At 69.9% G+C, this 15,324-nt stretch carries 12 protein-coding genes; 6 read left to right on the plus strand and 6 right to left on the minus strand.

Features of this window, described 5'->3' with window-relative positions; all coding sequences use genetic code 11:
* Window position 1: 1 nt before the first annotated feature.
* Genes ACQPYK_RS09955 through ACQPYK_RS09965 form a run of 3 tightly spaced genes read right to left on the minus strand, consistent with a single transcriptional unit; the run spans window position 2 to window position 4,016 of the window.
* Window positions 2-994, minus strand: a complete 993-nt coding sequence (locus ACQPYK_RS09955) for an ABC transporter substrate-binding protein (RefSeq protein ID WP_433253407.1) — start codon at window positions 992-994, stop codon at window positions 2-4.
* On the minus strand, window positions 991-2,955 hold the full coding sequence (locus tag ACQPYK_RS09960; RefSeq protein WP_433253408.1) for an ABC transporter permease: 1,965 nt from the start codon (window positions 2,953-2,955) through the stop codon (window positions 991-993). The genes ACQPYK_RS09955 and ACQPYK_RS09960 overlap by 4 nt, the downstream gene beginning before the upstream one ends.
* Window positions 2,952-4,016: a quaternary amine ABC transporter ATP-binding protein gene (locus tag ACQPYK_RS09965; protein ID WP_433253410.1), complete on the minus strand. Its 1,065-nt coding sequence runs from the start codon at window positions 4,014-4,016 to the stop codon at window positions 2,952-2,954. The genes ACQPYK_RS09960 and ACQPYK_RS09965 overlap by 4 nt, the downstream gene beginning before the upstream one ends.
* A gap of 384 nt (window positions 4,017-4,400) precedes the next feature.
* On the opposite strand from ACQPYK_RS09965, the gene ACQPYK_RS09970 reads away from it, so the two are divergent.
* Together ACQPYK_RS09970 and ACQPYK_RS09975 are read left to right on the plus strand one after the other, a co-directional pair.
* Window positions 4,401-7,256 carry a nitrate- and nitrite sensing domain-containing protein gene (locus ACQPYK_RS09970; protein WP_433253412.1) on the plus strand — a complete coding sequence of 952 codons (2,856 nt, stop codon included), beginning with the start codon at window positions 4,401-4,403 and terminating at the stop codon, window positions 7,254-7,256.
* Between the two features lie 3 nt (window positions 7,257-7,259).
* Window positions 7,260-7,817, plus strand: coding sequence for a DUF742 domain-containing protein (locus tag ACQPYK_RS09975; RefSeq protein ID WP_433253414.1), 558 nt, complete (start codon window positions 7,260-7,262; stop codon window positions 7,815-7,817).
* A gap of 81 nt (window positions 7,818-7,898) precedes the next feature.
* On the opposite strand, the gene ACQPYK_RS09980 is transcribed toward ACQPYK_RS09975, so the two are convergent.
* On the minus strand, window positions 7,899-8,888 hold the full coding sequence (locus ACQPYK_RS09980; protein ID WP_433253416.1) for an SIS domain-containing protein: 990 nt from the start codon (window positions 8,886-8,888) through the stop codon (window positions 7,899-7,901).
* Between the two features lie 94 nt (window positions 8,889-8,982).
* Window positions 8,983-10,101: a hypothetical protein gene (locus ACQPYK_RS09985; RefSeq protein WP_433253418.1), complete on the minus strand. Its 1,119-nt coding sequence runs from the start codon at window positions 10,099-10,101 to the stop codon at window positions 8,983-8,985.
* Window positions 10,102-10,280: 179 nt separating this feature from the next.
* Here ACQPYK_RS09985 and ACQPYK_RS09990 point away from each other — a divergent pair, with 179 nt between their 5' ends.
* Genes ACQPYK_RS09990 through ACQPYK_RS10005 form a run of 4 tightly spaced genes read left to right on the plus strand, consistent with a single transcriptional unit; the run spans window position 10,281 to window position 14,692 of the window.
* On the plus strand, window positions 10,281-11,408 hold the full coding sequence (locus tag ACQPYK_RS09990) for a polyamine ABC transporter substrate-binding protein (RefSeq protein WP_433253420.1): 1,128 nt from the start codon (window positions 10,281-10,283) through the stop codon (window positions 11,406-11,408).
* Window positions 11,405-12,280, plus strand: a complete 876-nt coding sequence (locus ACQPYK_RS09995) for an ABC transporter permease (protein ID WP_433253422.1) — start codon at window positions 11,405-11,407, stop codon at window positions 12,278-12,280. The genes ACQPYK_RS09990 and ACQPYK_RS09995 overlap by 4 nt, the downstream gene beginning before the upstream one ends.
* Window positions 12,273-13,046, plus strand: a complete 774-nt coding sequence (locus ACQPYK_RS10000; protein ID WP_433253424.1) for an ABC transporter permease — start codon at window positions 12,273-12,275, stop codon at window positions 13,044-13,046. Before ACQPYK_RS09995 ends, ACQPYK_RS10000 begins: the two co-directional genes overlap by 8 nt.
* Window positions 13,046-14,692: an ATP-binding cassette domain-containing protein gene (locus ACQPYK_RS10005; RefSeq protein ID WP_433253426.1), complete on the plus strand. Its 1,647-nt coding sequence runs from the start codon at window positions 13,046-13,048 to the stop codon at window positions 14,690-14,692. The genes ACQPYK_RS10000 and ACQPYK_RS10005 overlap by 1 nt, the downstream gene beginning before the upstream one ends.
* Here the strand turns inward: ACQPYK_RS10005 and ACQPYK_RS10010 are convergent.
* Window positions 14,686-15,294 carry a TetR/AcrR family transcriptional regulator gene (locus ACQPYK_RS10010; RefSeq protein WP_433253428.1) on the minus strand — a complete coding sequence of 203 codons (609 nt, stop codon included), beginning with the start codon at window positions 15,292-15,294 and terminating at the stop codon, window positions 14,686-14,688. The two genes, ACQPYK_RS10005 and ACQPYK_RS10010, sit on opposite strands and share 7 nt — an antisense overlap.
* Between the last annotated feature and the right edge of the window lie 30 nt (window positions 15,295-15,324).

Raw genomic sequence — 15,324 nt, forward strand, 5'->3', positions numbered from 1 at the left:
GTTACTGGGGAATCCAGGAGGACCATACCGTGGGATTGGCCTCCACCCACTTCTTGGCCGCGTCCTCGGCGCTGAGCCCGTTGTTGGTGATGTCGTTGGCCACCGAGTTCTGCGCCTCGTTGGTCCAGGAGAAGTTCTTGACCAGCTGGTAGGCCTTGCCGCCGGTGTCGGCGAACCTCTTGCTCACGATCTTGTCGAGATCCAGCTCGGCGTAGTCGCAGGCGACCTTCTTGGGGTCGGCGTCGCAGCCGTCGGTGTGCGGCGGCAGGTTGACCCGGGCCAGCTCGACCCGGTTGAACAGCCAGTGCGGGTTCCAGAAGTAGAACAGCAGCGGCTTCTTCTGCTGCTGTGCCTGGGTGGCGGACTCGATCAGTGCCGCCTCGCTGCCGCCCACGACCACCTTGTAGTCGAGCTTCAGATTCTTGATGATCGCTTCTTCGTTGCTGACGTAGGACGGGTCACCGAACAGCAACTGGCCCTTGCCGGCCGACTCCGAGGTCTTGAACAGCTCGGCGTACTTGTTGAGGTTCTTGTAGTCGGTGATGCCGGGATACTTGTCGGTCATCCACTTGGGGATGTACCAGCCGATGACACCCTTGTTCCCGGTGGAGCCGGCCTCGACGGCGACCTTCTTCTCCTCGATGAAGGTTTTCTTCAGATCGTCGTGCCCCCAGTTCTCCACGACGAGGTCGACGTCACCGCTCTCGAACCCCTCCCAGGAGACCTGTTCGGCGAGCTCCTTCTTCTCGACCTTGTAGCCGAGCTTGTCCTCCATCAGGTAGGAGAGCACCGCGGCGCTGGCCTCGTAGCCGGCCCAGGGGTTGATGGCGATCTTCACCGTGCCGTTCGCGGCCGGTGCCGACGAACCGGTGGCGCCCGCGGACGGTTGCGCCGAGCCGGTGCCGGTGTCCACCTTGGCGCCGCCGCAGCCCGCGGCGGCCAGTCCAAGTGTCAGAACACCGGCGAGCAGGCGAACCCTGCGTCCGATCCTCATGCGATCCTCTTCTTTCGGGGAGACTTTCGGGGGGAAGGGCGCCCGTCGGCGCCCTGGGTGATCCGGTCGAGCATGACCCCGAGCAGCACCGTGGCCACTCCGGCGGCGAAGCCCATACCGAAGTCGGTGCGCTGGGAGAACCCCGAGACGACGTCGTAGCCCAGGCCGCCCGCGCCCACCAGCCCGCCGACCACGACCATGGCGAGCGTCATGACGATGCCCTGGTTGGCGGCGAGCAGGATCGCCCGGCGGGCCATCGGCAGCTGCACCTTCCACAGCAGTTGCCGCTCGGTGGAGCCGGAGGAGCGCGCCGCCTCCACCACGGCCGGGGGCACGTTCCTGATCCCGTCCTCCACCAGCCGGACGACCGGAGGCACCGCGTAGATCACCGAGGCGAAGATCGCGGTGAAGCGGGTCGCGCCGAAAAGCGCCAGGGCGGGCAGCAGGTAGACGAACGCGGGCATGGTCTGCGCCGCGTCGAGCAGCGGCCGTTGCACGGCGGCGAACCGGGGCGAGCGCGCCGCCGCGATGCCGAGCAGGAGCCCGACGATCAAGGCCAGCACCACACCGGCCAGCACGGTGGTGAGCGTCTCCATGGTGTGCTGCCACAGCCCGAGCAGTGCCGTGGCGAGCAGGCAGGTCACCGCGGTGACGGCGGATCGCGGCCCGCCGGTCCGCCAGGCGATGGCGAGCACGACCGCGGCGACCAGCCACCAGGGAGCGGTGGTGAGCACGGTCTGCAGGGGGTTGAGGAGTGCCTCGGTGGAGGCGTTCTTGACCGCTTCGGTGACGCCGTACCAGGAGAACTTGGCCCAGTTCACGGCCTCGTTCACCGGACCGGCGAAGCGGATCACCCAGCTTTGGGGGAATTCGGCGGGCAAAAGGAGAGCCATGAGCCCGGTGGCGAGGAGGATCGCCGCCGCGACGGCGAGCCGGAGCCGGGAGGAGAGGGCGCCGGGCGGCGCGGGTTCACGCGCCGCGGCGGCCATGGTGATCCGGTCCAGCACGACGGCCATGACCACGATCGCGATGCCCGCCGGGAGCATCACGCCCACGTTGGCGCGCGACAGCCCGCGGATGATGTCCGAGCCCAGCCCCGGAGCCGCGATCAGCGCCGCGATCACCACCATGGACAGCGCCATCATGACGGTCTGGTTGATCGCCAGCGCGATCGTGGCGCGCGCCATCGGGATGTGGACCTTGCGCAGCGTCTGCCAGCGGGTGGCGCCGAGCGCGGTGGAGGCCTCCACCGCGGTCGGGGAGACATGCTCGATGGCCAGCGCGGTGATTCTGATCGCGGGCGGGATCGAGTAGATCATCGTGGCGACCGTGGCCGAGGCGTACCCGATCTGGAAGAACAGCACCATCGGCGCCAGGTAGGCGAACGTCGGCATGATCTGCATGACGTCGAGGACCGGGGTGAGCAGGCGGCGCAGCCGTATCGAACGGCCTGCCCACACGCCCAGCGGCAGCCCGACCAGCAGCGAGAGCAGGACCGCGGCGAGCACGAGCGCGAGCGTGTCGACGCTCGCCTCCCACAGCCCGAGCACCCCGAACGAGCCGAACCCCAGCACGGCGACCAGCGCGATCCGCCCGCCGCCCGCGAGCCTGCCCAGCGCGCCCGCGACTCCGATCAGCCCCACCCAGCCGAGGCCGTGCAGCACCAGGTGGAGACCGTCGTAGAGACCGCCGACGAACAACCGCACGTAGTTCACCAGGAACAGGAACAGGGGGCTCTCGTTGCGGTTGGCGTCCACCCAGTCCCGTACGTCATTGACGAACCGGAACGGCGCGGCGTCGTCGTCGTGAGGGAGCAGGGCGGTTCCCCGGAAGAGCAGGTAGGCCACCACCGTCGCCGCCACGCCGACCAGGGGCGCCAGCCAGGGCGGCGCTCCCGCCCGGGAGTGCGAGGTCGGCGGAGCGGCCTGCGCGGGGGAGAGCGCCGCCGGCTGGGAGGTCATGCACCGGCCTCGGTGCTCTGCCGGTCCCGTACCGGGCCGCCGGCCATCGCCGCGAGGATGTCCAGGCGGTCGACCACGCCGATCAGCTTCCCGTCGTGCACGACACGGATCGGCCGAGCCGATTCCATCGCGGCCGGTACGGCGTCGCGGATGACGGTGGCCGCCGGGAGCGCGGGGCCGTCGAGGTGGTCGTCCTCCGCCGGCGGACGGCAGATCCAGCGCAGTGAGAGAACCTCGCTCCTGGGCACGTCTCTGACGAAGTCGGCCACGTAGTCGTCGGCCGGGGCGCCGACCAGCTCCTCGGCCGTGCCGAGCTGGACGATCGCGCCCGCTCGCATGATCGCGATGCGTTCGCCGAGCTTGAGCGCCTCGGACAGGTCGTGGGTGATGAACACCATGGTCTTGCCGACCTCGCGGTGCAGGCGGACGACCTCCGCCTGCATGTCTCGGCGGATCAGCGGGTCCAGCGCGCTGAACGGCTCGTCGAACAGCAGCACCTCGGGGTCCACGGCCAGTGCCCGGGCCAGGCCGACCCGCTGTTGCATGCCACCGGAGAGCTGGTCGGGGTGGGCGTCGGCGTAACCGTCCAGGCCGACGAGGGAGAGGATCTCCCGGGCTCGCTCGTGCCGTCTCGCCCGGGGGACGCCCTGCACCTCCAGCCCGTAGGCGACGTTGTCCAGGACCCTGCGATGCGGCAGGAGGCCGAAGTGCTGGAACACCATGCTGACCCGGTGCCTGCGCAGTTCCCTGAGCTGTGCGGGGGAGGCGGCGCGCACGTCCTGACCGGCGATCGAGATCTCCCCGGCGGTCGGTTCGATCAGCCGGGTCAGGCAGCGGACCAGGGTGGACTTGCCGCTTCCGGACAGGCCCATGACGACGAAGACCTCGCCGTGGCGCACCGTGAAGCCGACGTCCCTGACGGCGGCGACGCAACCGGTCCTGTCTCGAAGCGTGGCCGGGTCGAGCTGGGCGTCGGGACCGCTGAGAACGCGCTCCGCCCGGGGGCCGAAGATCTTCCACAGCCCGCGGACCTCGATCGCGGCGCCGTCGGATGGGGTCACTGACTCCTCCAACTCCTCCAAAGCTCGGCGCCCGGATTCGGAGAGGCGACGGACGTAAGCAGTCAACATATGGGGGAAATATCGCGAATCACAATCATGTGATCTTCCAGAGACCGGGGCGCCGCTGCCGCGTTACCACCCGCCCCTCGTTCTGGAACGGTGCAAACGGCCATATGGGTACGAGAAATACTTAATAAGGTTATCTGGACGGCCGAAACGAGGGTTCCAGTCATGATATGGAGCTCCAGGTTCTACCCCTCCTGCCTCATAAGTGAGTATTTGTGGAGCTGTGTTCGATTGGCCCCACAGGTGGAGATGTGCTCGAATTACCGGGGACCAAGGGAAATTCGGCCAGCGGGTTCATCCACCGAGAGGCAGTGTTCGGTGAGTACACAGAACAACCAGGGTGCGGGGAGCGGGTTTCGCCTGCGCAACTGGCGGGTGCGCTCCAGGCTGGTCGCGCTCATCCTGGTCCCCACCGCGGCGGCGGTGCTGCTCGGCGGCGTCCAGGTCTTCGCCTCCATGCGAGCCGCCGACGACTACCAGCAGGTCAATGATCTGGCCAGGCTCTCGGACCACGTCGGCGCCCTCACCCACGAGCTGGCCGAGGAACGCGACCGGGCGGCCTGGTTCATCGCCCTCGGCCGCCCGGAACGCGAGGTGGAGGCCGTACGCGACCAGATGGGCGCGGTGGACGCCGAGGTGACGCGCGTCCGCGACAGCGGCACCCTGCTCAGGAAAGAGGTGGCCGGGCGCACCAAGGACGAGGTCGAGACCGTGATCACCCGGCTGGACGACCTCGGGCCGCTGCGCGAGCAGGCGCTGAAGTCGACCCTGCTGCCCGACGCGGCCATCGACGCCTATTCCCTGGTGATCGACGACCTGCTCTCCCTGCACGACGAGCTCGGCAAGGGCAGCGCCGACGACGTGCTGTTCGGCCAGGCGCTGACCCTGGACGCGCTCGCCCGCGCCAAGGAGGCAGCCTCGCTCCAGCGGGCGCTGCTGTCGGTGGTGCTGGTCGCCGGCCGGTTCGAGCAGGAGCAGATGGAGAAGTTCCTCGGCGCGCTCTCCTCCGAGCGCAACGAGCGCAAGACCTTCGCCGCCGAGGCCGGAAGCGAGCAGCGCCGCCTCTTCGACGAGGCCGTCAACGGCCGGAGCGCCGACCGGGCGGAGTTCCTCCGGGAGCTGGTCCTGCTCCGCGCGGCCTCCGGAGCCTCGCTGAAGGGGCTGGATCTGGGCAAGAAGGACGACGCGAAGGAGTGGTACGACGCGGTGACGGTCACGATCGACCGGATGCGCGACGTCGAGCGGCGGCACGCCCAGGACATCATCACCCGCAGCCAGCAACTCGGCGACGCCGAGCAGAGCCGCGCCCTGCTGGTCGCCGGATCGGTCGCCGGACTGCTGCTGATCGTGCTGCTGATCACCACGGGGGTGGCGCGCTCGCTGGTCAGGCCGTTGCGGCGGCTGCGCCGGGAGGCTCTGGAGGTCGCCGGGGAGCGGCTGCCCGCCTACGTCCAGCAGGTTCGCGAGTCCCCCGACGGGGAGATCGTCGCCGAGGTGCCGACGATCGGGGTCGTCTCCCGCGACGAGATCGGCGAGGTCGCCCGGGCGTTCGACGAGGTTCACCGGGAGGCCGTACGGCTGGCGGGAGACGAGGCCAAGCTGCGCAACACGGTCAACGCGATGTTCGTCAACCTCTCACGCCGGAGCCAGACGCTAGTGGAGCGCCAGCTCACCCTGGTGGAGCGGCTGGAGCGCGGCGAGCGCGACGACCAGCGCCTGGCCGACCTGTTCAAGCTCGACCACCTCGCCACCCGCATGCGCCGCAACAGCGAGAACCTGCTCGTCCTCGCCGGTCAGGAGGTCGCACGACGCTGGCGGAAGCCCGTCGAGCTGATGGACGTGGTCCGGGCCTCGCTGTCGGAGGTGGAGAACTATGATCGAGTGGTGACCCGGGTCCAGTCGGAGGTCGCCGTCGCGGGTCCCGCGGTGAGCGACGTGGTGCACCTGCTCGCCGAGCTGGTGGAGAACGCGGTCTCCTTCTCCCCGAAGGACAGCAAGGTCGTGGTGTCCAGCAGCCGGATCGACGGCGGCGGCGTGATGGTCTCGGTGACCGACCAGGGCATCGGCATGGTGCCGGAGGAGCTCTCCCAGGCGAACTGGCGCCTGGCCAACCCGCAGGCCGCCGACGCGTCGGTCGCCCGCCGCATGGGTCTGTTCGTGGTCGGCCGCCTCGCTCTCAAACACGGCATCCGCGTCCAGCTGCGGCCCCAGGGCACCGGCCTGACCGCCATGGTCCTGCTCCCCGAGGCGCTGCTGGCCTCCATCCCGGACGCGTCCCGGCCGACCGGGATTCAGTCCGCCGGGCCGCTCCACCCGGCCGGGACGTCCCCGCTCGCCGGGGTCCCCGCCCTGGGTGGAGCGGAGTTCCCGTTCCCTGGCATGTCCGAGAGCATGGCCGGCCCGACGTTCCCGCCCATTCCCGACACGGTGCCCGCCCCGCCGGCGACCTCGCCGCCGATGGCCCCGTTCCTGGCGGCGCCCGTCTCGCGGGAGACGGCCGTACCGCCGCAGGCCAGGCCGCGGTGGGCGACCGGGCCGAACGTGTGGAACCCTCCCGCGGAGCGCCCGCGCACGGCCGGACCCGAGGAGGGCCGGACTCCCCGGCCTTCCTCGGGGCCGCCGGAGGCGGACGCCACCGGACCGCTGCCCAAGGTCGAGACCTCGGCGCTGGACGCGGAGGAGGACTTCCTGCCGATCTTCGCTTCGGTGGAGTCGGGCTGGTTCCGCATCGTCACCCCCGATTCCGCCGGCGAGGGCGGGCAGCCGGGTGGAGCCGGCTCCAAGGGTGAAGCGGGCGGAACCGGCTCCACGGATAAGGCGGGCGGAGCCGGTTCCAAGGGTGAGGCGGGTGAGCCCGACGGAGCCGCCACGGCCGGCGAGGCGCGAAAGCCCGCCCCGGCCGCTCCCGCCGCCTGGTCCTCTCCGGCCGACACCGGCTGGCAGGCCGCCCGGGTCGCGAGCACTCCCGTGCTCGGCGGGACGACCACATCGGGTCTGCCCAAACGCACCCCGAAGGCGAACCTGGTGCCCGGATCGGTGAGCCCGTCCCCTGATCCGATCCAGCCGCAGCGACCGGCGGTCCCCCCGTCGGCGGAGCGGGTCCGCAACCGAATGTCGAGCTTCCAGCAGGGCGTGCGCAAAGCCCGCAACGAGCTCCCGAACCGGGAGAGCTGAGCCATGCAGGGCGGATACCGAAACGACGGGCGAGGGCCGGAAGACGGCTACGAGGTGCCCGCGGAAGACAGTCCCGGCTACGGTTCGCCGTGGCCGGGCGCCTCCGGATACGGCGCGCAGGGCGCGGCCTCCGGCTACGGCCCGCCCCCGGGGGAGCGTCCCGGGTACGGTCCGCCGGGAGACGCCTCCGGATACGGTGGTCCGCCGTACGGTGAGCCGCCCGAGGAGGAGAGCTCGCTGGTCCGGATGTACACCGTCACCGGCGGCCGGACCACCCCGCGCACCCAGCTCGCCATGGAGGCGCTGGTCTCCTCGGCGACCTCCGCCCAGCTCGGCCTGTCCTACATCCGTGAATACCGTGTCATCAGCGAGCTCTGCCGCCAGATCCGCTCCGTCGCGGAGATCTCCGCTCTCCTGGGCATTCCCCTCGGCGTGGCCCGCGTCCTGGTCTCCGACATGGAGAGCGAGGGGCTGGTACGGGTCCACCATCCCCAGATCGACCAGGGCGGACCCGGTCTCGACCTGCTGGAGCGAGTCCTCAGCGGCCTGCATCGCCTGTGACCCGACGCCCCCGGACGGTCCTCCGATCTCCGGCGGGCGCTGCGGCTGTCACCGCAATGGCCACCGCGGTGGGCAGGAGCGTCAGCGCTGGGCCAGCCACCAGTGGGCGGCGACGAGCTCGGCCACCAGGGTCTCGGTGAGCAGGGCGACGTCGGGGTCGTCGTCGTGGAGGTAGCGGACGGCGGCCTTGGCGTCCGGCAGTTCGCCGCCGACGGTCAGCACGGTGGAGCCGCGCTGACGGATCCAGTCCATGGCCTGGTCGTCGTAACGGGAGCCGGGGAACAGGATGGCGCGGTAGTCGAGGGTCTTGGTCAGGTAGACGTCCACGTGGGACCAGTCCCCGGTCTCGCAGGCGTCGGCGGCGCGGCGGGGGCCTTCGCGGAACATCAGGGCGGCCTGCTCGGCAGAGGACAGGCGCTCGGCGGGAGCGATCGTGTAGACGCCGTCCGGGCCGTCGAGCAGGGTCAGCGCCTGGTCCAGCCACCGGTCCCGGCGCTCCAACAGGTCGGCGGTGGCCTCGGCCGTACGGCGGAGCAGGCCGGGCACGTCCCGACCGGGGCCGGCGACCTCGGCCCGGACGCCACCCGCGCCGGCCAGGCGGTCGCGCAAGGCTAGGAGCAGGCCGATGGTGTGCTGGAAGGTCCGGCAGGACACCCCGCCTCGCTCCTCCCCGGCGAGCATCGGCACCACCAGGTCGGCACCCTCGGTGATCGCCGAGTCCGGCTTGTTGGTCAGCGCCAGCACGAAGGACCGGCCGCGGTGGCGGGCGACCGCGTCGAGGGTCTCCCGGCTGCCGCCGGTGGCGGAGATCGCCACGACGAGGGTGTCCGGGTCCGCCGGGTAGGAGGTGGCGGCCGACGCGTATTCGGCCACCGCGTCGACACCGGCCGCCCGCAGGCGCAGCGCGGCGACCCCGGCGGCGTACCGGGAGCTGCCCATGCCGAGGAAGAGCACCCGCCGGATCCCGGCGGGGATCCCGTCGAACGGGTCATCGGTCTCCAGCGCGCTCGCCAGGCCGGCCAGCGCGGACGGCTTGGCCTCCAGATCGGCGAGGTACAGCTCGGGGTTCACTTTCTCTCCTTCGGTCAGGTTGCCGGTGCGCGGGTCGGTCACCGGGTCCGGCCACGGCGGGCCGGTGCGGCCACAGCCGCCGTCGACGATCCGGCTACCGGTACCAGGACCGTAGGACGCCCATGGGGGCATAGCTCCAGCGGGGCAGGTGCCGGGCGGCGTAGATGAGCTCCCTGCATTCCTGCTCGATCTCGAACGGACGCAGCAGGGAACGATCCAGCAGGGCGGCGTGCCCGCGCTCGTCGAGGCGGGCGAAGTAGGCCGACTCCAGGGCGGCGCGGGCGGCGACCGCCCACGCGGAGATCACCAGCGGGTGGGCGTCGCGGCGCCTGACGGCGACCTGTCCGACGTGTTCGAGGCTGGTGATGAGCTGGGCGAGGTCACGGGCGGCGGGCTGGAAGGGGTCGGCGCCGGTGACCGTCGGGTTGCCGTCGAAGTCGATCACCGCGTAGCCGTCCCGCCAGCGGAGCATCTGGCCCACGTGCAGGTCACCGTGGATGCGGATCAGCGGGGTGGCGTTCGCCCAGGCCAGCGGGGCGATCTCGGCGCGGAGCCCGTCGGCGTGGGCCGAGAGCCACTCGCCGTCCTCGCCGCCGGTCAGCGCGAGCGCCTCCCGCAGCGCCTCCTCGGCGCGGGCGGACCAGGCGGCCCCCGCCTGCGGGGCGGCGGGCGCGTGTCGTACCGGGTCGGGAAAGGTCTCCGACGGGGTGGCCATCGCCACGTGCAGGTCGGCGGCCAGGACGCCGAGGTCGGCGGCGAAGTCCGTGCCGCCGGCGACGGCCTCGTCCACGCACCACTCCCAGCCGTCCCCGGCGTCGGGCAGGTAGGCGGTGACCAGGGCGAGCAGTAGCTCACCGCCGTCCTCACCCCGGCGGGACACGGCCGCGTACGGCGTGGCCGTGGCGGTGAAACCCACCGCGGTCAGGTGGGCGAACATGTCCGGGGTCGGCTGGGGGAGCGGTGCGGGCGGGGTGAGCCATTTGACGACCACACTTTCGCCGACGACCACCGAATGGTTGGTCTGGTCCACGTCGAAGCCCCGCTCGGCGGCCGGAAGAGCGCCGTCGGACGGTAACAGTTGAACATCGGTTGAAAAACCAGTCATCGGCGGGCCGGGCAGCGGGTGGAAGTGGCGGACCGTGAACGGGTCGGAGACCTCGCAGCTCAGGGCGGATACAAGCGCGCTGGTACGGCCGTCGCCTGCGTGCGGCACGGTGTCCAGTCGATCCCATATTGAAGATGGATTCAACAAAATGATCAAACTTCCCAGGGGTGATGTCCGGCAAAGTCTTGCCCAAGTTATTCTTGGCTGCAACACTCCTGCTTTGGTCTGCCGTGTCCCTAACGGCCGGTCTACCCCAATTACACTTGAATTTTGAAGGAGTAGCGGTCGTGTCCCGTGTCCGGTACACCCGTCGTCTTCCGGCCGCCGTCCTGGTCGCCGGTCTCGCTCTCGCCGTTTCGGCCTGCGGCGGAGGGTCCACGGACAGTGCCGCCGCGCCCGCCGCGAGCGCCTCGTCCGCCCAGCTCGACCCCAACGCGGACCTGTCCAAGCAGAGCCTCAACATCTCGGTCTGGCCCGGCTACACCCCCGAGGACCTGGTCAAGAGGGTCAAGGACGCTCTCAAGGTCGACCTCAAGATCTCGCTGCACGACACCAACGAGATCATCATGGGCAAGCTGACCAGCGGCGCCGAAACCGGCATCGACGTGGCCTTCGTCTCGGGCCAGTACGCCCAGGCCCTCAACGAGGCCGGGCTGCTGGAGCCGATCCACCCCGAGCTCATCCCCAACCTGGCCAACCTCTACCCCGAGGCCAAGGAGCTCTCCTACGACAAGGGCAACGTCTTCTCCGTCCCCTACACCTGGGGCACCACCGGCATCTGCTACCGCAGCGACCTGGTGAAGACGCCGCCGACGAGCTGGAACGACATCCTCAACCCGTCGGACGAGGCCAAGGGCAAGGTCACCATGATGACCACCGAGCGCTGGCTGGCGCTGCCCGCCGCCAAGGCGCTCGGCAAGTCGGTCAACACCAAGAGCGACGAGGACATCAACGCGATCAGGGCGAAGCTGCTGGAGGCCAAGCCCAACCTGCTCGGCTACGACGACGTCACCTTCGGCAAGAAGCTCGAATCCGGCGACGCCGTGATGGTCGAAGCGTGGGACGGCTGGTGCCCGACCAGCGAGAAGAACATCAAGTTCGTGGTGCCGAAGGAGGGCAGCGACCTCTGGGTGGACACGATGGTCGTGCTGAAGGGCTCCAAGAACAAGGAAGCCGCGCACGCGTTCATCAACTTCATCCTCGACCCCAAGGTCCACAGCTGGGCCGCGGAGAACATCCTCTACAAGGTCCCGAACAAGGCCGCCATGGACGCCCTTCCCGCCAAGCTCAAAGAGGACAACGCGCCGCTCCAGATGACCCCCTCGCAGCTGCTTCAGGGTGAGTCGATCATCGACCTGGGTGAGGACTCCACCAAGTTCACCCGCCTGTCCACCGAGGTCCAGGCCGCGAAGTGACAAGCTCCACCGTCTCCGGCGCGTCCGCCAAATGGCGGTCGCGTCGGTCGCGTGTGCTCGGACGACTGGTCTTCATCGGTCCGGGCCTGACCTATCTGATCGTGTTCCTGCTGATCCCGCTGGCGCTGATCCTCAGCTACGCGTTCTTCCGCAGGGGGCGTTTCGGCGGCGTCGTCTACGAGACGACCGGGGAGAACTTCACCCGGCTGGTCGACCCGCTCTATCTGGACGTCGTGCTCGACTCGCTGGAGCTGGCCACGATCGCCACGGCGATCGCCCTGCTGATCGGTTATCCCACCGCTTACCTGATCGCCCGGCTCCCCGCGAAGTGGAAGACGGTCGCCCTGGTCGCCATCGTGCTGCCGTTCTGGACGAACCTCCTGGTCCGCATCTACGCCTGGACCGTTCTACTGAGCGGTCACGGGCTGGTCAACACGGCGCTGGGCAAGCTCGGCCTGGGCCCGTTCGAGTTCCTCTACAACCGGGGCGCCATCGTCACCGGCCTGATCTACTCGTATCTGCCGTTGATGGTGCTCCCGCTGTACGCGGCGATCGAGAAGCTCGACCCGCAGCTCCGCGAGGCCTCGGCCAACCTCGGCGCCAGGCCCGCCCGCACGTTCGCGTCGGTGACACTGCCGCTGACCCTGCCGGGCGTGGTCACCGGGTGCATGTTCGTGTTCGTGCCGAGCTTCGGCAACTTCGTCATCCCGGAGCTGCTCGGCGGAGGTCGCTCGATCATGGTGGGAAACCTGATCAGGGACCAGTTCCTCAAGGCGCGCGACTGGCCGTTCGGCTCCGCCCTCACGCTCGCGCTGCTCGCCGTCCTGATCGTCCTGCTGCTCCTGCAGGCCTGGAGTTCCCGCCGTGCGTAGACCCCGCCTGCTGTACGTCCCCTTCTGGGTGACCTACGTATTCCTGTACACACCCATCGTGGTGCTCGTCGTCATGTCGTTCAACTCCGGCAAGTCGCCCTACGTCTTCCACGGCTTCAGCCTGAAGTGGTACGGCAAGCTGGCCGGGGACGCCACCGTCCTCGAAGGCCTGGTCAACACGCTGATCGTGGCCGTGGGGTCCACGGCGCTGGCCACCGTGCTCGGCACCCTGCTGGCGGTGGGCCTGGCCCGCCACAGCAGGTCGCGGCTGCTGGACGGGCTCGGCGTGCTGCCGGCCGTACTGCCCGACCTGGTACTCGCCATCGGCCTGCTGGCGTTCTACGCCATGGTCAAGATGACCCTCGGTCTGCACTCGGTGCTGCTGGCGCACACGGTGTTCGGCATGGCGTTCGTGACCGCGGTGGTCCGCACCCGGCTCACCCACGCCGACACCTCCCTGGAGGAGGCGTCCAGGGATCTCGGCGCGACACCGCTCACCACGTTCGCCCGTGTCACGCTGCCCCAGCTCATGCCGGGTATCGCGGCGGGCGCCCTGCTGGCGTTCACGCTCTCCGTCGACGAGTTCGTGATCGCCTTCTTCACGGCGGCCCCGGCCACGCCCACCCTGCCCATCGTCATTTACTCAATGGTCCGCTTCGGGGTCACCCCGGAGATCAACGCGCTGGCGACACTGCTGCTGGCCGTGAGCTTCACCGTGGTGATCGTGGCCCAGCGGATGACCCGACTGACGGAGTCGCTGTCCTAATGCTGCAGATCACAGGTGTCAGCCGCCGGTTCGGCGACGTCACGGCGCTGTCGGAGGTCTCCCTGGAGATCCGGCAGGGCGAGTTCTTCGCGCTGCTCGGCCCGAGCGGCTGCGGCAAGACCACACTCCTGCGGATCCTGGCGGGCTTCGAGTCCCCCGACTCGGGCACGGTCACGCTCGACGGCGCCGACCTGCTCGGCCAGGCCGCGCACCGCCGCCCGGTCAACCTCATGTTCCAGTCCTACGCGCTGTTCCCGCACATGACCGTGGCCAAGAACATCGCCTATGGCCTGGAGCGGGAGAAGCTGCGCAAGGCCGAGATCCGCGAGCGGGTCGAGGAGGTCCTGGAGAAGGTCGGCCTGAGCGCGATGGCCAAGCGCAGGCCGCAGCAGCTCTCCGGCGGCCAACGGCAGCGCGTCGCGCTGGCCCGCGCGATCGTGAAGCGGCCGCGCCTGCTGCTGCTGGACGAGCCGCTGTCCGCGCTGGACAAGAAGGTGCGCGCGGAGATGCAGTTGGAGCTCAAGCGTCTGCAGCACGAGGTCGGCATCACCTTCGTCGTGGTCACCCACGACCAGGAGGAGGCCATGTCGCTGGCCGACCGGATCGCGGTCTTCAGCGCGGGCAAGGTGGAGCAGGTGGACGCGCCGGTGACACTGTACGAGCGCCCGCGCACGCCGTTCGTCGCCGACTTCGTGGGCGCCAACAACCTCTTCGAGGGCAAGGCGTGCGCGGACGGCCTGTCCAGCGACGCGCTCGGCGTCCTGCCCGGCGCGTCCGATCTGGAGGAGGGCACCCCCGCGCTGCTCGCCGTACGGCCGGAGCGGCTCAGGTTGATCATCCAGGAGCCGGTGGACACCGAAAGCGTGGTGGACGCCGGGAACGCCGAGGACGTCACGACCGGTGAGGACGCTGAGGACGTCGAAGGCGTTGAGGGCGTGACGGACGTCGAAGAGGCCGAGGAAGGCGACGGCGCGACCGAGACCGAGAACGGCGAGGCCGAGGAGGCCGGGGAGGCTGACGGCGCGACCGAGGCCGAGGAAGCCCAGGAGGGCGACGGCGCGACCGAGGTGGAGAACACCGAGGTGGAGAACACCGAGGTGGAGAACACCGAGGTGGAGAACACCAAGGCCGAGGACGTCGAGACCGAGGACGCCGAGGCGGCTGACGGCACGACCGAGACCGAGGGCGCTGAGGACGACGACGCCGAGGGCGCTGAGGACGACGACGCCGAGGGTGCTGAGGACGACGACGCCGAGGGTGCTGAGGACGGGGCGGGCGCCGAGAACGCGGCGACCGAGAACGCGGCGACCGAGGGCGCTGAAGACGTGGCGTCCGGCGAGGTCGTGGCGGCTGAGGGCGTTGAGAGCGTTGAGGGCGCCGATGAGGCTGAAAACGCAGCGGACGCAGCGGACGCAGCGGATGCCGACGGCGTGACGGCCGCGCAGGAGGCGGCTCCGGGAGGGGGCGTGCTGCGGGGAGAGGTCGCCGACGTCAGCTTCTACGGCGGCATCTCACACGTGTCGGTCAACGTGGCCGGACGCCCGGCTCCTGTCCTGGTGGCCACACAGGGGGCCACCCAGGTCCAGGTGGGATCCTCGGTAGCCCTCACCTGGGCCGCCGAGGACGGGGTGTTGATTCCTCAATGAGACGTCTTGAGCGGGTTGTCCGTGGCGGTCCGGGCGTAGGACAGGATGAGCTCCGCCGCCTCATCCGGGCCGATCACCGGGTGGCGGGCCGTTATGCGATAACCGTACGCATCCTCGAGCGCGACCAGGTTGCGCGCGATGACCAGGGAGTCGCTGGACAGCGTGAAGGCCCCCAGGGCGGCCCCGGTCTCCAGAACGCTCTGGTACATGGAGACCTGCCGGTCGTAGAGCGTGGTGAGCAGCAGGGCGTACATCCTGTTGCGGGCGGCGGCGCCGCCGAGCTCGTTGAGCAGTCGCACGTCCGGGTCGTCCGGCCCGTGCGGCAGGCCCGAGCGGACGGTCACGACGAGCTTCTCGGCGGGGTCGCGCATGCCGCTGATCCGCTTGAGACGCTGCTCGTAGAACCGCTCCATCCCGGCGTGGTGGGCGTCCACCAGCAGTTCGCTCAGGTCGGGGTAGTGGTAGAGAACCGCCCCGGAGGTCAGCCCGGCTTCCTCGGCGACATGGTTGAGATGCACTCCAGCGGTGCCGTACCGAATGATCGCCCGGTGCGCGGCGGCAATGAGATCCAGGCGGCGATCCGCCCGCCTCTTGCGTGTCATAATCCCCCACTCGTTGAAAACCGCGCTCTG

It is taken from the genome of Streptosporangium sp. CA-135522 (assembly GCF_050949235.1).
Lineage (GTDB): Bacteria > Actinomycetota > Actinomycetes > Streptosporangiales > Streptosporangiaceae > Streptosporangium.